The organism is Nocardia thraciensis, from assembly GCF_054782435.1.
The window spans coordinates 387,678-403,884 of the sequence record NZ_BAAGSM010000010.1 but is presented as its reverse complement, the minus strand read 5'-3'; the positions used below and the strand labels follow the sequence as shown (position 1 = coordinate 403,884).

Annotated in this window: 16 protein-coding genes and 1 pseudogene; 7 read left to right on the top strand and 10 right to left on the bottom strand. The window is 64.5% G+C overall.

The annotated features are described in order from the left end of the window. Positions 1–1,097: 1,097 nt before the first annotated feature. The 4 genes and pseudogenes from ACYVLQ_RS05050 to ACYVLQ_RS05035 form a co-directional block, all read right to left on the bottom strand. Positions 1,098–2,123 (bottom strand): hypothetical protein, encoded by a 1,026-nt coding sequence (locus ACYVLQ_RS05050; RefSeq protein WP_460696175.1) that lies wholly within the window; start codon positions 2,121–2,123, stop codon positions 1,098–1,100. 1,408 nt (positions 2,124–3,531) lie between these two features. Next, positions 3,532–3,996 carry a hypothetical protein gene (locus ACYVLQ_RS05045; protein ID WP_460696174.1) on the bottom strand — a complete coding sequence of 155 codons (465 nt, stop codon included), beginning with the start codon at positions 3,994–3,996 and terminating at the stop codon, positions 3,532–3,534. A gap of 69 nt (positions 3,997–4,065) precedes the next feature. Further along, positions 4,066–5,148: a recombinase family protein gene (locus ACYVLQ_RS05040; protein ID WP_460696173.1), complete on the bottom strand. Its 1,083-nt coding sequence runs from the start codon at positions 5,146–5,148 to the stop codon at positions 4,066–4,068. A 51-nt stretch (positions 5,149–5,199) separates the two neighbouring features. Next, positions 5,200–5,361 (bottom strand): annotated as a pseudogene (locus ACYVLQ_RS05035) (DUF255 domain-containing protein); the annotation flags it as partial. 480 nt (positions 5,362–5,841) lie between these two features. Between ACYVLQ_RS05035 and ACYVLQ_RS05030 the strand changes: the two are divergent. Next, on the top strand, positions 5,842–6,213 hold the full coding sequence (locus tag ACYVLQ_RS05030) for a hypothetical protein (protein WP_460696172.1): 372 nt from the start codon (positions 5,842–5,844) through the stop codon (positions 6,211–6,213). 64 nt (positions 6,214–6,277) lie between these two features. Here the strand turns inward: ACYVLQ_RS05030 and ACYVLQ_RS05025 are convergent, their stop codons facing one another. Beyond that, on the bottom strand, positions 6,278–6,736 hold the full coding sequence (locus ACYVLQ_RS05025) for a YybH family protein (RefSeq protein WP_460696171.1): 459 nt from the start codon (positions 6,734–6,736) through the stop codon (positions 6,278–6,280). Positions 6,737–6,747: 11 nt separating this feature from the next. After that, positions 6,748–7,332: an NADPH-dependent FMN reductase gene (locus ACYVLQ_RS05020; RefSeq protein ID WP_460696170.1), complete on the bottom strand. Its 585-nt coding sequence runs from the start codon at positions 7,330–7,332 to the stop codon at positions 6,748–6,750. A gap of 290 nt (positions 7,333–7,622) precedes the next feature. Between ACYVLQ_RS05020 and ACYVLQ_RS05015 the strand changes: the two genes are divergently transcribed. Both ACYVLQ_RS05015 and ACYVLQ_RS05010 read left to right on the top strand, forming a co-directional pair. Next, positions 7,623–9,155, top strand: a complete 1,533-nt coding sequence (locus ACYVLQ_RS05015; RefSeq protein WP_460696169.1) for a catalase — start codon at positions 7,623–7,625, stop codon at positions 9,153–9,155. A 69-nt stretch (positions 9,156–9,224) separates the two neighbouring features. Next, the gene (locus tag ACYVLQ_RS05010; RefSeq protein ID WP_460696168.1) at positions 9,225–9,386 is read left to right on the top strand and encodes a hypothetical protein; all 162 of its coding nucleotides are present in this window, start codon (positions 9,225–9,227) and stop codon (positions 9,384–9,386) included. A gap of 18 nt (positions 9,387–9,404) precedes the next feature. Here ACYVLQ_RS05010 and ACYVLQ_RS05005 read toward each other — a convergent pair whose 3' ends face one another. After that, a complete protein-coding gene (locus ACYVLQ_RS05005) occupies positions 9,405–9,707 on the bottom strand; it encodes a hypothetical protein (protein WP_460696167.1) in 303 nt (100 codons plus the stop codon). After that, positions 9,704–10,618 carry a mycothiol conjugate amidase Mca gene (mca, locus tag ACYVLQ_RS05000; RefSeq protein ID WP_460696166.1) on the bottom strand — a complete coding sequence of 305 codons (915 nt, stop codon included), beginning with the start codon at positions 10,616–10,618 and terminating at the stop codon, positions 9,704–9,706. Before mca ends, ACYVLQ_RS05005 begins: the two co-directional genes overlap by 4 nt. Positions 10,619–10,956: 338 nt before the next feature. Here mca and ACYVLQ_RS04995 point away from each other — a divergent pair, with 338 nt between their 5' ends. Together ACYVLQ_RS04995 and greA are read left to right on the top strand one after the other, a co-directional pair. Further along, positions 10,957–11,391, top strand: a complete 435-nt coding sequence (locus ACYVLQ_RS04995; protein ID WP_460696165.1) for a DUF4307 domain-containing protein — start codon at positions 10,957–10,959, stop codon at positions 11,389–11,391. 320 nt (positions 11,392–11,711) lie between these two features. Then, positions 11,712–12,206, top strand: coding sequence for a transcription elongation factor GreA (greA, locus tag ACYVLQ_RS04990; RefSeq protein WP_280268247.1), 495 nt, complete (start codon positions 11,712–11,714; stop codon positions 12,204–12,206). A gap of 132 nt (positions 12,207–12,338) precedes the next feature. Here greA and ACYVLQ_RS04985 read toward each other — a convergent pair whose 3' ends face one another. Further along, entirely contained in the window at positions 12,339–13,487 is a 1,149-nt protein-coding gene (locus ACYVLQ_RS04985; protein ID WP_460696164.1) for a cystathionine gamma-synthase, read from the bottom strand. A gap of 70 nt (positions 13,488–13,557) precedes the next feature. Between ACYVLQ_RS04985 and ACYVLQ_RS04980 the strand changes: the two genes are divergently transcribed. Then, the gene (locus ACYVLQ_RS04980) at positions 13,558–14,721 is read left to right on the top strand and encodes an acyl-CoA dehydrogenase family protein (RefSeq protein ID WP_460696163.1); all 1,164 of its coding nucleotides are present in this window, start codon (positions 13,558–13,560) and stop codon (positions 14,719–14,721) included. A gap of 107 nt (positions 14,722–14,828) precedes the next feature. Continuing rightward, entirely contained in the window at positions 14,829–15,176 is a 348-nt protein-coding gene (locus ACYVLQ_RS04975; protein ID WP_460696162.1) for a DUF6401 family natural product biosynthesis protein, read from the top strand. Positions 15,177–15,237: 61 nt separating this feature from the next. Here the strand turns inward: ACYVLQ_RS04975 and ACYVLQ_RS04970 are convergent, their stop codons facing one another. Beyond that, positions 15,238–16,134, bottom strand: a complete 897-nt coding sequence (locus tag ACYVLQ_RS04970) for a mechanosensitive ion channel family protein (protein WP_460696161.1) — start codon at positions 16,132–16,134, stop codon at positions 15,238–15,240. Positions 16,135–16,207 lie beyond the last annotated feature (73 nt).

Genomic DNA, 16,207 nt, shown 5'->3' with positions numbered 1-16,207 from the left:
ACAACCACCACGCCGACCGGCGCTGGTCTGACACCGAAGCCGGTCCCTTACTCGTGACGGTTCAACTTCCCGATTCTCAATAGCCTCCCGATCAGTCTGAACATAGAGAGCTAACGGCCTTTCGGGCTCGCGCGAATCGTGCCGGATTCGGTACCCAACCCCCTGGAGCCCTGCGTGCGGGGTGCCTGCCGGGGTGCGTCGCGGGTCGGGCGGGCTGACCGATCAGTCTTGCGTAATCTGTTGTGCCGCAAGCTTGATGACCCATGTAGTTGTGGGAAAGATTGGGATTCCGGATAGAGAAAAGAAAAAGGGGGGAAGAAAAAACGGAATCCCAGAAGAAAATCCCAGAAAGAGAACTTGCCGAATTTCCTCTACAGAATCAAGAGCGGCGCGCTACGCGCGCCGCCCGGTGCGCCCTCCCGCTCCGCTCCCGGGCGGGCACCCCGGCGCAGGAACAGGACCGGGGACCGAACCAGCCTTCGACAGCAACCGTATGGCTAAGTGCAGGTATCAACCTATCGATGTCCACGCCAGGAGGAGTCCAATGACGAGCGCGTACGCCAGCTTCAACACTCCGAACTCGTACGAGATCCGCCGGTTGACCGGCGAACTTGTAGACGCAATAGTTGTCGGATGCACGACACCATTGCCACAGCCCGATCCGACAGTCGCTACACGTAACCGAAAATACACCAGTTTCATAATCCAGACCGACGAAGACACCGTCAGTGTGCAGGCCGACGGCCAAGGCGGATGGACCCTAAACGGAGAACCAGTCACGATCTCGTTGCGTGGAGACCTCATCACCTCCACTCCCATCTGAGGCTCCAGCAGAGCAATTCCGCATCGTACCCGCCTGATGCTCATTCGCCGCTGCCCCAGGTCTTCCGTGAGTACTGCCGCGCCACCCTCACGGGATGGCTTGCCACAAAGGAACCCGCTCAGAACCAGCTCACATGGCCGAGCCGGTTTAATCCAAGCTGACCATAGAAGGAGTACGGACCGAGACATGCGATCCGGCTAGAGTCGCCACCTCATTCTGCCGCTGGCCTGACGGTCGTCGACGCATCCGTACCCGTGCGGCGGTTCCCCGAGCGTTAGAAGAGTACCCCTTGCTCCCTGTCGTTGGCGATGGAGCGGCGGAGCGCCCGACGCTTGGCGCTTTTATCTTCGGCTGCCTTCGATATTCGATCAAGGATCACCCTGTGAATGCCTTCAGACTTCTTTCGCAGACTTCTCCTATTTACCCTCCACTGATTCTTATCATTGGATACAACCGTAGCAAGTCCAGCAGCCACAAGGATGCTCATCGCTGCCCGAACATCGTCAGCCCTCCCTCTACCGAGGCTGTAATGGCTCCGTAAGATACCAACAATTTCTGCAGTCGTGGTCTCAAATTCCACGTCCGATCCGACACTGTATGCCGCCGGAAATACATTCGCCCATAATCTGGTTGCCATGTATAGTGGCGCAACCGTGTCGTTCATGAACGCATACTTTACCTTGTTATGATCAAACCTATACGGCTCAATTTTGAAAGACCTAAATTCGCTGTAGTTCGGATTCCTATCGCCAATATATAGGCTGCCTACTGCATCCGAATCAGGCCATAGCTGAAATACGTAACGTTGCGGAGTTCGCGCGAATTGCACTACCACAGGCTTTCTAATGGGCTTAAATGGATGGTTGGGATTCTCTAGACGCTCGCTGAATATTCTCCTAACAGCGTCATCCGCTGTCTCGATCGGAGATAAGTACAGAACATCGAGGACCGAGATGTCTTTCTGCTTCCTTCGCCTAGCTGGCAAGCGCTGCAGAGTGGAGTATCGACCCAACTGTTTGCATAGCTTTTCAACAGAGGTATCCGGGAGAGCCAGATTCGCTATCTCGGCAGCTATTCCACTTCCATCATTAAACAGAACGGTAAAGTCGGGAGTTGCAATATTCCCGTCCGGCGCAACGATCGACGGGTAGCGCTCAAAATGCTCTACGGTCGATCTCAAATTAGTTTCGGTGAACAACCAATGATAGGCCGAAACAATATCGACATCACGGTCATAACGGTCGAACTCACTTAGAAGTTGCTCGGGATCGTATGGGCCACCAGTCCCTCTAGCGCTCACGGGAAATCGACTCCCGCAAGTTCAGAAAGCCGCACCTCTTCCTGAGGTTGTACATCACCAATCTCCGATGCACCGAATCTTTCACCCAGCCGGTAAGCGACTCGCGAGAGTGACTCAAGAGTTGCTCTATACCCGGGGTATATATCGATTTGGTCAGGACGCGTAACCATCACATCGAAGTTTGACCCATCAAACTCATCTGTTAACGTAAAGTGTAGATATGGATTCCGATGGAACACAGCGATAGTAACGTCTCTAAGCTCTTGGATACTATCTAATACTGTGCCTGTATCCTCCGAAGTGACAAGCACTTTTGCCGGTAGCCGTATGGCAATCGGCTGCATCGGCCTACTTACGCGCCTTTGCCTATTTGTGAGCAGAACACGCCTACGATGTGTCGCATCCTCAAGGCGACTGAGGACGAAGTTTTCGAATAGGTCAAACCTCCCGCTATAGTACGTTGCACCCGCGACTCTACGTAGATGAATGTCCAGGACATCGCGGACATGCAATACTAGTGTTCGTACGGTTGCGCCGCGACTCTCCGCTTCTCCGATAACATCGCCATGCGACGGACGTAATTCATTGCCATGCGCTGGGAATCCGCGATTAACTGAAGAATTATCCCGCAAGACCCGACCACTCATTTTAACGACCTCGACGTCGCCGAATTCAGATATTCGGTCACCAATACTCGCAAAGTCTTCGTGGTCTAGATAGCAGCGCGAAATCCCTCGGCTTGCATTTATCCAGCGCTCGACCTTTTCCCACTTAGGGTGTGTTGTTGGTAGCGTGCTCACGAGGTGGAAAACTCCAGCGTGGCGGCTTTGGAATGCAGCGACCAACCAATGACTGCCACCGTCAAAATATTGGGCTATTTGGGATTCTTTAGTCGAGGTCGAGCGGAAAACTTCGGCCCCGCGGGGATTGATGTGCTGTAGCGGGTTGCCTGACGCCGTGAAAACTGTTTCGAAGCTGACATGCACCGACCGGCCATCTGCGACACTGGCCATCTGCCGAACGGCCCCGGCCAGGCCACCTCGGCCACCGTTGGATGCCCATGACCATAGGGTGCGATCCAAAGGTGACATCTCAGAAGCATCCACCCCTGCTCCTCTCGCCCCGCAGTTCTGGCCCGAAACCAGCTTTGCCGAATCCCGTTCTCAACTATCCCGCACATGCTATGTCCTTGGCATGTGTGATACTGCCGTATGACGTAAGTCAATCGTCCCAGAACCGAATCGGCAGGAGCACCACGAACACAATAAATCCTCCGGTTCGCGGTACCGTCCCAGGTCAGCCGCGCAGCTGAGGAGTGCCTACCGCGATGTTGCCCCTGCGAGGTATGCCTTCCCTTCGACTACACAGTTCCAGCGTCAGCCGCTTCCCGGTTCCTGCCGCCTGACGCTTACTCTGCCGCCTTCCACACCGGCTTGAAGCTGTCCAGCGAACGCTTCTGGGTCCCCTTCCCCACTGGGTAGATCACGACTGCCGACAACTCCGCGAAGAGGATTGATCGCTTCTGTTGGAGGTCGTAGCCGCCCTCTTCGACGGGCTTGTGCCAGCGCGCTCGGCGTTGTGCCGCGGTCTCCACCGGTACCGTGTTGGCCTTCTGGAATGCCGCACGCTCGCGCCGGAGCGTGTTCACAGTCTCGTCGAGGCCCGGCAGCATCCGATAGAACCGCTCGTCATCGATCTCGCCACGGTTCCATCGCATCTCGAAATCGTCGCGCCGACGCAGGGCAGCCTCAAGCTCAGATTCCTTGTCCCACTGGAGTTCTGCGACGACCGCCGGGCGCTCCTCCAGCGCCAGGAGGACCAGCTCGCTGATCTTCTCGTCTATCCATCGCCAGCGACCGACACGCCGCCACATCCGCCATTGGTGACCGGTCGGCAGCCATAGCGGTACTTGGCGCGGCCCTTGTCGTTCTTCCGGCCGGCATCACGCCGTTGCAGCGGCGTCCGTCCTCGAGCAGGTTCCCGCACCGGTACAACCCGCTCCCAGATAGACCCGAGACACGATGCCCTTCGGGAGCCTGTTCTTGCCGATCCGGTTCCGCGGGCGGTACCGCTCGGCGACCTTCTCCCACTCAGCCGGAGTAATGATCGCTTCCCACTGTCCCAGCTTCAGTTCACCGTGCTCATCTCGATAGACATCGTTTCCCTCCCCGCGGATTCGAAGCCCCGCATTGCGTGGGTTCGAGACGATCTGCTTCACGGTCTGGTCCCGCCACTGCCCACCCTTCGCAGTCGGTATCCCCGGCTCCTGGAAGATCTTCGTGATGGTGCCCCAGGACTGCCCAGCGATACACGCGACAACCGCCTTCCGGATCACTGCCGCCTCTTCGGGAACCACTTGGATCTCACCAGGTTTCCCCTCCATCGGCTCGTAGCCGAAGACCCGGCCCCCGGTGTGTGCGATGCCCCGCCGCGCCTGGCCCTCATGCCACCGGCGAGTGCGACTACGTCGTTGCCGGTTCTCCCCCATAGCAATTGCCACACCGAGCAGGCCAATGATCTCGGAGTTCTCCGAGTACAAATCCTGAGTGCCGTAGTCGTCGGCGAACACACGGCCCAGGGCCGCACGGAACGCCTCTATGAAGTGCTGCCACTGCGCCGGGAGCTTGTAGATCCGGTCTTCGTCCACGGCGACCACACCATGAATCGGGTAGCCCTCCGGGGTTGTCTCCTTGTGCAGGTCAGTCAGCATCATCTCGAAGTCGGGCCGGTAAGCGGCCCTTGAGGTGGACAGGTCGTTGTCGGTGTAGTACCGAACGATGACCAGGTTCTCTCGCCGAGCGGTTGCGTAATTCGTTGTGTGCTGGTTGGTTACGCCCTTGGCGTTCTTGCTCGTCCCCCGCTTGCCGGACAGGTCTGAGATCCGGGCATAGGCCACCACGCACACCGCGCCGGACTCGACCAGCTCCGCCGGACTCGGAAGGTTCGCGGGTACACCCCGCATCTCCATGTCCAGTTTGGCGAGAACTGCACCGTCAACGGCCGGAGCATCTTCGTCAGGTTTCATCGAATCTCCGCAGGTAGCAACACCTTTCGGAGACTATGGTACTTAGTAACTCAGCTGACACCAGTGACAACTCGCATACCCGATCGACAACAGAATTGGCACGTCCCGCGCAGCGGCCTCAGCCAGCGCCTCGGCATCCCACTCCCGCCAATCCACCGGATTGTCGGCATGCTGACGCAAGTAGGGCGATGTCGCACTGGCCAATCGGTTCACGCTCCCAGCGTCCCATACCGCCAGGCACACGCGGTGCAGCAGACCGCATCCCTGCCCACCAACCCATCCGAACACGACAGATCCTGCAAAGCGCCTCGGCGACCGCTTCCTCTACTGCGGCGACCAGCAACTCCTTCGGCGACCAACGGGCGTGCCCACCCATCAGCGCACTCTGGACAACAGCCCCGCTGAACATCAAGAGCCCGTTGCCGGAACGACGGCTACCGCCCGCCGTTCCTCACCGGGTAGTTCACGACTGACAACTCCGCCGAGAGGATTGATCTCGTCTGCTGGAGGTCGTCGTCATCCTTCTCTACGAGCTTGTGCCAGCGCTCCCGACGTTGTGGGGCAGGACCTCCCATATGCGGAACCGGATAGCCAGGTTCACACGTCAGCACCCGACGCTTAGCGAGGAGCGCGAGACTCTGTCACCCTGGTCACGGGCCGCGTGTGCGGTCCGGAAGATGAGGGAGTAGCAACATGATTCGTAAATTCGCTGTGTCCGTAGCCGTTGCCGCCGCCATGGTGGGGGGCGGTGCTGGCATTTCTCAGGCCGCGGCGCCTGCTGCGCCCGCACCCGTGCAGCCGGTTGCCGCCGGGCAGACGCAGGCGATTCCCGGGCAGGCGGTCGGTGGTGTCGTCGGTGGTGCTGCGGGAGCGGTCGCCGGTGCGGGTGTCGGTGCGGTGTTGGGCGGCGTGACCGGATGTGTGGCGACGACGGTCGTGTGCCCGGTCGGGACCGTTGCCGGAATCGCGGTCGGCGTCGGGATCGGCGGCGCGACGGGCGCAGCCCTCGGCGCGGCGGCGGGCGCGGGGCTGGGCGGCGCCATCGGCGGCCAGATCCCGGCCTGACATGGGACGGCGCCCGGATCCCGCCGGGGGATCCGGGCGCCGCGTCGTGTGTAGTCAGCCCGCGTCAGGGTTCGAGGTCTGCCACTCCCCTGCCGCTCGCGATGTCGAAGGGCACCGAAACCTGGTCGTGGGCGATCAGCCAGGTGCCGTCGATCTTGCGCAGGCCGAAGGTGACCCGGACCCACATGCCGTCGGCGGTCTCGCCGGTCCGGAGGGTGCCGCGGAGGCGCCCGAAGGCGTGCCCGTAGGCCACCTCGCCGCCCACGGTGAAGGTCAGGTCGCGGAACTCGTAGTCCACGGTCTCGAAGAACAAGAACACCTTCGCCCAGTTCTCGAGTTTCGCCGCGATCCCCACATGCTCCAATGGCGGCTCGACATCGAAGGACACGACGTCAGCCGTGTACAGCCGCCCGAGCGCCTCGAGATCCTTGGCTCGCAGGGCCTCGACAACCTGGTCGATCTGTCGGCGAATCTGGGCCTCGTCCTTGCCGACGGGCGTCCGAAAGTCGTTGGCTGTAGTCATGATCGGGCTCCTCACGAATTGACGAGAATGGTTTCGGCCCCGGTCCGCAGCGGCGCCAGCGCGGTGCTCCAGGCCAAGACCTGATCCAGCGTCTTCCCCAGGGCGGCGACATGATGGTCGCGCGGTGTGAAGGTGGTGTTGTCCTCGAAATCGGTGAGCACCGAGATCGCGACCTGATAACCGACATCGGCCATGCCGAGCGTGCCGCACACCGTCCGCAACTGCACCACCGCGCGGGCGCCGCCGCCCGCCCCGTAGGAGACGAATCCGACCGCCTTGTCCGTCCACTCCGCGAACAGGTGGTCGAGGGCGTTCTTCAGCGCCCCGGGCACGCCGCCGTTGTACTCCGGGGTCACGATCACGAAGCCGTCGAACGGGGCGATCCGCTCGGCCCAGGCGCGGGTGTGCTCGTGGCCCGACGGGCCGAACATCGGCGGCACGGGCTCGTCCAGATGCGGCAGCGGATGATCGCGCAGGTCGATCAGTTCGAACTCGGCATCGCCGCGCTGGGACGCCGAATCCAGCACCCACCGCGCGATCTGCGGACCCCTGCGGTTGGGCCGGGTGCTGCCGAGGATGATGCCGATTCTGGTCATTTCCGGAACTCCTGCCTTGCTGAACGGGTTATGACCTTCCGACGACGCAGCCGTCCGAAATGTCAGGCCGCCGCACACCACGGGCCACGGATTCGTCGGTATCGGTGAGGGACGCACCCCCTGGACGGTCGCGGGGCCGCTCGAAGCACCGGTCGAAAGGCTTGATCGCGAGTTCGACGCCGACATCCGCGCATTCCTCGTGAACCGACCCGCTTGGGCCGTTATTGTGCGGGTAGTACCCGAAATACCCTGCGGTCCAATTTCGTGCCCGAGGAGATGGGAGGTGCATCATGACTCGTTCCGACGTGCCGGAGAACTACACCACCGATGACGCCGGAATTCCGGTCCCCAGCGATGAGCATTCACTGACGGTGGGGCCCGACGGCCCGATCCTGCTGAACGACGCGTACCTGATCGAGAAGATGGCGGCATTCAATCGCGAGCGGGTGCCCGAGCGCCAGCCGCACGCGAAGGGCGGCGGCGCCTTCGGCGTCTTCGAGGTCACCGAGGACATCAGCGCCTATACAGCGGCCGACGTCTTCCAACCCGGCCGCCGGACCGAGGTGCTGGCCCGGTTCTCGACCGTGGCCGGTGAGCGGGGCAGCCCGGACACCTGGCGCGACCCGCGCGGATTCGCCCTGAAGTTCTATACCGAACAGGGCAATTTCGACATGGTCGGCAACAACACCCCGATCTTCTTCGTCCGGGACCCGATGAAGTTCCAGGATTTCATCCGCTCGCAGAAGCGCCGGGCGGACAACAACCTGCGCGACCACGATATGCAGTGGGACTTCTGGACCCTGTCGCCGGAATCCGCCCACCAGGTCACCTGGCTGATGGGCGATCGCGGAATCCCTCGGACCTGGCGGCACATGAACGGCTATTCCAGCCACACCTACATGTGGGTCAATCGGGACGGGGCGAAGTTCTGGGTGAAATACCACTTCAAGACCGACCAGGGCATCGAGTTCTTCACCCAGGACGAGGGCGACCAGATGGCCGCGATGGACACCGACTACCACACCCGCGACCTGTTCGAGGCCATCGAGGGCGGCAACTACCCCAGCTGGACGCTGAAGATGCAGATCATGCCGTTCGACGACGCCAAGACCTACCGGTACAACCCGTTCGACCTCACCAAGGTCTGGCCGCACGGGGACTATCCGCTGATCGAGGTGGGCCGCCTGACGCTGAACCGGAATCCGGCCGACTACCACACCGAGATCGAGCAGGCGGCGTTCGAGCCGAGCAACGCCGTGCCCGGCACCGGGCCCAGCCCGGACAAGATGCTGCTCGGCCGGTGGTTCTCCTACCCCGACGCGCACCGCTACCGCATCGGCGCCAATTACAAAGAGCTGCCGGTGAATTCACCGCACGCGGCGTCGCTGCACTCCTACACCAAGGACGGGCACATGCGGCACCACAATCCGGGCGACCCGGTGTACGTGCCGAATTCGAAGGGCGGCCCGCACGCCGATCCGGTGGAGGCCGGTCCGCAGGCCGGTTGGTACAGCGACGGCGAGATGGTGCACGCCGCCTACACCCGGCGGCGCGACGACGACGATTGGGGCCAGGCCGGGACCATGGTGCGCGAGGTGCTCGACGACGCCGCGCGGGAGCGGCTGGTGCACAACATCGTCGGCCACCTGCTCAACGGCGTGACCGAGCCGGTGCTGGCGCGCGCCTTCGAGTACTGGCGCAACGTCGACAAGGATCTGGGCGACCGCGTCGAGTCCGGCGTCCGGGCGAAGGCGGGCGAGAAGGACCCCAAGGCCGCCGAACAGGCCAATCCCGCCCGCTCCTCGGCCCAGTCCAAGGCCTAGCGGACGGGACGGCACAGCTGTGCCGAAACCGCAACGCACTGGTGTCCGTCCACGGGGTACTTCGCAAACATGAAGAACTCGACCTCGCTGGGATCCAGACCCGCGCGCCGCCCGTGGTATGCCGACCTGGAAGACGCCGAACGCCGCGGCGCCCACGGCAGTGCCGGTATCGGCTATTTCGACTGCGACTGCGACCTGTGCCGCCGCCGACATCACGACCCGCCGTTCTGAATCACCCGGTGTGGCGGGTCAGGACGTGCCCGGACTGTCCGGTTTCGTGACGCTCCGTGGCGTCGTGGCATCCTGGTCGGCGGTCTCCGGATCCGGCTGGACGGCGCCGTGTTCGGTCCCGTCGTCGGCCTCCTGATCGGGCTCGGGATGCTCCGGGGAGAATTCCGCGGGCAGCCGCTTGATGTGCTTGTTCATCGAGCGGACCAGCAGCACCGTGCCCGCCAGCAGCACGAGGATGATGACCAGCCCCATCGGGGACGCCTTGCCGAATTCGGGTCCGGTCGGGTTGGTGGCGGGCTGCGCGAGCAGGGTGAGGATCATCGCGCGGTGTCCCCGAGCGCGGTGCGCGCGTCCTCGGCCTCCCGGATGCCCGCGAACAGGTCGGTCTCCGGGATCTCGGTGCGCACCCGGGTCTGGACCAGCTCGAATTCCTCGGTCGGCCACAGCCGCTGCTGCATCTCCATCGGAATGGCGAAGAACGCGCCGTTCGGGTCGATCTGGGTGGCGTGCGCGCGCAGCGCGTCGTCGCGCTGCGGGAAGTACTTGGCGCACTCGATCTGCGAGGTCACCCGGCCCATGATGTCGCCGCGCTCGGCCGCCATCGAACGGAAGCGGTCCAGCCACTCCTGCATCGGGAACGGCTCGCCGATCCGCTCGTACTCGTCGGCGAACACCTCCATCCGCTGGATGCTGAAACCGTGGTCGTAGTACAGCTTCAGCGGCGTCCAGGGCTCACCGGCGTCGGGGAACCGCTCCGGATCCCCGGCCGCCTCGAAGGCGGCCACCGACACCTTGTGGCACATGATGTGGTCCGGGTGCGGATAGCCGCCGTTCTCGTCGTAGGTGGTCATGACGTGCGGCTTGAACTCACGCACCACCCGCACCAGCGCCTCGGTGGCCTCCTCGAGCGGCACCAGCGCGAAGCAGCCCTCGGGGAGCGGTGGCAGCGGATCGCCCTCGGGCAGACCGGAGTCCACGAAGCCCAGCCAGTGCTGCTGCACACCCAGCGCGCGGGCGGCCTCGGCCATCTCCTCGCGGCGCACCTCGTTGATGCGGTCGAGGATGCCGGGCACGTCCATCGCCGGATTGAGGATCGACCCGCGTTCGCCGCCGGTCAGGGTGACGACCAGCACGTCGTTGCCCTCGGCCGCGTACTTCGCGGTCGTCGCGGCGCCCTTGCTGGACTCGTCGTCGGGGTGGGCATGGACCGCCATGAGGCGAAGGCCACTCACGTCTCGTTCACCTCGTTGCTCACCGTCTTCACCTCATCGCTCTGTGCCGCGGGGGTCGAAGTCTCCACAGCGCGAGCGGGACCCCCCGTGGCCACGGAGGAGGTCGCACGACCACGACCCGCCCAGCACTCGCGCCGATCTACACCCCATATAGTTCCATCCGACCGTCATTTGTTCCGACCTACCCCCCTGCGGCACGAGGCCGGGCCGCCGTGTCAGCACGCGAGCCCGCCCGGCGCCGCCGATCGAACCCAGGAGCGACCACCGGTGAGCGAGCGGACATCGAAAACAGTCGGGCTCGCGCGCGCGTCGCGGCCGGGCACCGGCGAGGTGCGGCCGTGAACGGGTCACCGCCGGCAACCGACCGCGTGGCCGACCGCTATGGGACCCGCCCGCGCCGCAACCGGCCCTGGCTGCCCTACGCACTGGTCACGGCGGCGGTCCTGCTCGGCGTGGCCGTCGCCGTCGTGGCCTACCTGAAGTTCGGGCCGAAGGACATCGAACCCGAGCAGCTCGGCTACTCGGTCGTGAACGACTCCACCCTCGACATCCACTTCAAGGTGACCCGCGAACATCCCGACCGCCCGGTCGTCTGCTTCGTGCGCGCCATGGACTCCGACCAGGCCGAGGTCGGCCGCCGCGAGGTGTTGATTCCGGCCTCGACCAGCGGAACCGTCGAACTGAACGCGATCGTCCGCACGACCGGCCGCCCCGCCGCTGGCGACATTTACGGGTGCAGCGACAAGATTCCCGCATATTTACGGGCCGGGTGACCCTGACGCCGGATCCTCAATAATCCCGATCCGGGCGAAACGCCTCGCAATCATCGCTCCGACCTGCGTATTTGTAGTTCGTGCTAAAATGGCTCAACACACGGTTCCGAGGCTCGGAGCCGTGTTTGCTGCATTGGCGGCCAGCGCTGTCGGTTCTGGGCACCAGGGGTGCGCGCGGAACAGGGCCTGTCGGGGTTCGAGTACATCCCCCAGGGATCGCTCTAGCCGTCCACTGCTGCTGTGCGGGTCTCCGGGCGCGTGCAGTAGCGGATATCAGGGAATCCCGGCTCGCCGGGAACAACTACTAGGGAGTGATCGAGATGACTGAGACGAACGTGACCTGGCTGACACCGGAGTCGCACGAAAGGCTCAAGGGCGAACTCGACGCGCTCATTGCCAACCGTCCGGTCATCGCGGCCGAGATCAACGAACGGCGCGAAGAAGGCGACCTGAAGGAGAACGGCGGCTACCACGCGGCGCGCGAGGAGCAGGGCCAGCAGGAGGCGCGCATCCGCCAGCTGCAGGAACTGCTGAACAACGCCAAGGTGGGCGTGGCGCCGACCAAGTCCGGGGTCGCGCTGCCGGGATCGGTCGTCAAGGTCTATTACGACGGCGACGAGACCGACACCGAGACGTTCCTGATCGCGACCCGCGAGGAGGGCCTGGGCGGTACGGATCTCGAGACCTACTCGCCCAACTCGCCGCTGGGCGGCGCCCTCATCAACGCGAAGGTCGGCGAGACCCGCGAGTACACCCTGCCCAACGGCAACACCATGAAGGTGACGCTGGTCAGCGCGGAGCCGTACCACAGCTGATGTGACGTCGAGCCACTCGGCGGCAGCTTGCAGCACTGTCGTCGAAGGCTCCACGAGATCGACGCGCAGCGGCCGCGCCGGAGGTTTCCGGCGCGGCCGCTGTCGTGTATTCGGGGCTTGCGGAGTGGTGACTCAGCCCAGCGCCTGCTCGATATCGGCGAGCAGGTCGGCGATGTCCTCGATGCCTACCGACAGCCGCACCAGATCGGCCGGGACCTCGAGTTCGGAGCCCTCGGTGGAGGCGTGCGTCATCGCGCCCGGATGTTCGATCAGCGATTCCACCCCGCCCAGCGATTCGGCGAGGGTGAAGATCTTGGCCTTCGCGCAGAAGTCGTGCGCCGCCTGCCGTCCGCCGCGCAACCGAACCGAGATCATGCCGCCGAAGCGGCGCATCTGCTTCTGCGCCACCGCGTATCCGGGATGGTCGCCCAACCCCGGATAGATGACGCGTTCGATCGCCGGATGGGAGGCGAGGAATTCGGTGATGGTCTCGGCATTGTCGCAGTGCCGATCCATCCGCACCGCAAGGGTTTTCACGCCGCGCATGGTGAGGAAGGCGTCGGTCGGCCCCGGCACCGCGCCCGCCCCGTTCTGCAGGAAGCCCCAGGCCGCGTCCAACTCGGCGTCGTCGGTGACCAGCGCGCCGCCGACCACATCGGAGTGGCCGCCGAGATATTTGGTGGTCGAGTGCAGCACGATATCGGCGCCGAGCAGCAGCGGCTGCTGCAGGTACGGCGAGGCGAAGGTGTTGTCCACCACCAGCTTCGCGCCGCCGCCGTGCGCGACATCGGCCAGCGCGGCGATATCGCCGATATTCAGCAGCGGGTTGGTGGGCGTCTCGATCCAGACCAGTTTCGTGTTGGGCCGCATGGCATTTCGCACCGCGTCGGGATCCGACACCGGGGCCACCGAGTATTCGATGCCCCACTGCGTGAACACCTTGTCGATCAGCCGGAAGGTGCCGCCGTAGGCGTCGTTCGGGATGACCAGGTGGTCGCCGGGCCGCAGCGACGCCCGCAGCGCACAGTCGGTGGCCGCCATCCCGGAGGCGAAGGCGCGCCCGTACCGGCCCGACTCCAGCGCGGCCAGGTTGGCCTCCAGCGCGGTGCGGGTCGGATTGCCGGTCCGGGCGTACTCGTAGCCGCCGCGCAGCCCGCCCACCCCGTCCTGGGCGAAGGTCGAACTCGCGTAGATCGGCACATTCACCGCGCCGGTCTGCGGATCGGGATCGAATCCGGCGTGCACGGCCCGTGTGGAGAACCCCAGCTGATCGTCGGTCATGGGGCAAGCCTAGAAGGACGGCTTTCTCGCTCCCGACGCGGGAACCCCGTGGGCCGATACTGTGATTCCCATGGTCACCGTCGACGAGCTGTTCGCGATCGATTCCCTGTTGAGCGACACCGAGCGCCAGATACGACAGACAGTGCGGTCCTTCGGCGAGCAGCGGCTGCGGCCGCGGGTGGCCGACTGGTTCGAGCGCGGCGCCTTCCCGGCGCGCGAGCTGGCGCCCGAGCTGGGCAAGCTCGGCCTGCTGGGCATGCACCTCGACGGTTACGGCTGCGCGGGCACCTCGGCGACCGAATACGGCCTGGCGTGCCTGGAGCTGGAGGCGGTCGATTCCGGGGTCCGCAGCATGGTGTCGGTGCAGGGCTCGCTGGCGATGACCGCGATCCACAAATACGGCTCCGAGGAGTACAAGCAGCGCTGGCTGCCCGAGATGGCGAGCGGCCGGGTGCTCGGCTGCTTCGGGCTGACCGAGCCCGATTTCGGGTCCAATCCGGGCGGTATGCGCACCCGCGCCCGGCGCGACGGGACCGATTGGGTCCTCGACGGTTCGAAGATGTGGATCACCAACGGCTCGGTGGCCGATGTGGCGGTGGTCTGGGCGCGCGCGGAGGACGGCATCCGCGGCTTTCTGGTTCCGACGGACACCCCGGGGTTCACCGCCCGGGAAATGCACCGCAAGCTGTCGCTGCGGGCTTCGATCACCGCGGAACTGGATCTGGACGGCGTCCGGCTGCCCGACGATGCCGCGCTGCCGCGGGCGCGTGGGCTCGCCGCCCCGCTGGGCTGCCTGTCCGAGGCGCGCTTCGGCATCGTCTTCGGGGCGATGGGCGCCGCCCGCGACTGCCTGAGCGCGACCATCGACTACGCGCGCACCCGCGAGGTGTTCGACAAACCGCTGGCCGCCTACCAGCTGACCCAGGCCAAGCTGGCGGATATGGCCGTGGAGCTCGGCAAGGGCGAGCTGCTGGCGATCCATCTGGGCCGCCTGAAGGACCGCGGCGAGCTGCGGCCGGAGCAGGTGAGCGCGGGCAAACTGAACAGCACCCGGCAGGCGCTGGCCATCGCGCGCGAATGCCGCACCATTCTGGGCGCCAACGGAATCACCCTCGACTATCCGGTGCTGCGCCATGCCAACAATCTCGAGTCGGTGCTCACCTACGAGGGCACCGCGGAGGTGCATCAGCTCGTGCTCGGCGAGGCGCTCACCGGGGCCAAAGCCTTTCGCTGACAGCGGTTTCGCCGGGCGTCGAGTGCTGGACAATAACCGGTACCCGCCTGAACGCCGAGTGCTACATCACAGTGTTTCAAATGCTGCATGATTGCTAGCATGAGCGGGTGTTTTTGCTCGGCTCCGCGTTGCTCGAAGTGTCGGCGCGCAAGACCTTGAAACGCCTGCACTCCACGCACGGAGCCCCGGCGCTCGCCGCGGCGCGCGAGGCGCCCGCGATATCGGCGGCATTGGATCAGCACGCCGCGGCCGTCCGCGACATCCTGGATCTCGGTGTGGAGAATTCGGCGGCCGTCCCGTCCGGCGTGCTGCTCGCCGGATACGCCCGCGGCCTGGTGGAAAGCTCCGGCCGCGGTGCGGTGCGTGCGCCGCACGACCTCCCCGGCTGGATCGCCGCCGAGTGGTTGCCGCTGCGACTGGCGGCGGTCTGCGTGCTGGCCGGTTCGAAGGCATGAAAAGCCCGGGCGGCCACGGATTGCTCCGTGACCGCCCGGGATCGTGTTGTCGCCGCCGACCTCAGCGGGGCTGCTGCGGATCGCCGTACCCAGGCGCCTCGCCGTAGCCGGATCCGCCGTAGCTCGATCCGCCATAGCCGTGCTCGGAACCCGACTCCGGGCGATAGCTCGCACCGCTGGTCTGCGGTGTCCACCGATCACCGGGCTGCGGAGCACCCGCCCACTGCTGCCGATCGGCATCCTCGCGGCCGCGCTGGTACGCCTCGGCGTGACCGCGCAGCTGCGGCATCTCGCCCTCGACGGTGTCCAGCCAACCCTCCCAGCGCTGCTGCATGGGCCGGATCAGGCCGCCGCCGATGCCGACGACCAGGATGCCGCCGATGGTGGCCAGCACCGTGATCAGGATCGGCGTGGTCACCGAGGTGGCGACACCGATCTGATTGAGCGCGGCGATGATGCCGACGCCCCAGATGAACACCGCGGCCAGCCGCCCCAGCATGCGGCCGTAGGACAGCCCGCTGAGCATGTTGCCGATCAGATCGGTGACCACGCGGGCGATCGCACCCGCGACGCACACGATGACGATCGCGACCGCGGCCCGCGGCAGCCAGGACACGATGCCGTTGAGCATGGTGCTGACCGGATTCGGACCGAAGACGCCGAAGCCGATCTGCAGCGCGATCAGCAGGATCGCGTAGTAGACCAGCTTCGCCAGCAGAGCGGTGGCGTCGTATTTGCTGTTGGCCAGCATGTCCTTGATGCCACCGCGTTCGACCAGTCGGTCGAACCCGACCCGGCGCAACACCCGATCGGCGACCTTGGCGACCACCTTCGCGATGATCCAGCCGACGAGCATGATCGCCAGGAATCCGACGAATTTGGGCACGAACGTCGCGATCGAACTCCACGCGTTCGATATGCCCTGCTGAAAATCGATAGCCAGATTGGAGGTGTACACGACCGATCCCTTCGCTATCTCGCGTGTTCGAGCAGTTTGCCAGAACATTACAAGGGGGGACGTACCCTGCTGT

Coding starts and splice junctions, on each gene's coding strand:
- ACYVLQ_RS05045 (WP_460696174.1), bottom strand. CDS start 3,996: ATGTGGCGGCGTGTCGGTCGCTGGCGATGGATAGACGAGAAGATCAGC.
- ACYVLQ_RS05040 (WP_460696173.1), bottom strand. CDS start 5,148: ATGAAACCTGACGAAGATGCTCCGGCCGTTGACGGTGCAGTTCTCGCC.
- ACYVLQ_RS05030 (WP_460696172.1), top strand. CDS start 5,842: ATGATTCGTAAATTCGCTGTGTCCGTAGCCGTTGCCGCCGCCATGGTG.
- ACYVLQ_RS05025 (WP_460696171.1), bottom strand. CDS start 6,736: ATGACTACAGCCAACGACTTTCGGACGCCCGTCGGCAAGGACGAGGCC.
- ACYVLQ_RS05020 (WP_460696170.1), bottom strand. CDS start 7,332: ATGACCAGAATCGGCATCATCCTCGGCAGCACCCGGCCCAACCGCAGG.
- ACYVLQ_RS05015 (WP_460696169.1), top strand. CDS start 7,623: ATGACTCGTTCCGACGTGCCGGAGAACTACACCACCGATGACGCCGGA.
- ACYVLQ_RS05010 (WP_460696168.1), top strand. CDS start 9,225: ATGAAGAACTCGACCTCGCTGGGATCCAGACCCGCGCGCCGCCCGTGG.
- ACYVLQ_RS05005 (WP_460696167.1), bottom strand. CDS start 9,707: ATGATCCTCACCCTGCTCGCGCAGCCCGCCACCAACCCGACCGGACCC.
- greA (WP_280268247.1), top strand. CDS start 11,712: ATGACTGAGACGAACGTGACCTGGCTGACACCGGAGTCGCACGAAAGG.
- ACYVLQ_RS04985 (WP_460696164.1), bottom strand. CDS start 13,487: ATGACCGACGATCAGCTGGGGTTCTCCACACGGGCCGTGCACGCCGGA.
- ACYVLQ_RS04980 (WP_460696163.1), top strand. CDS start 13,558: ATGGTCACCGTCGACGAGCTGTTCGCGATCGATTCCCTGTTGAGCGAC.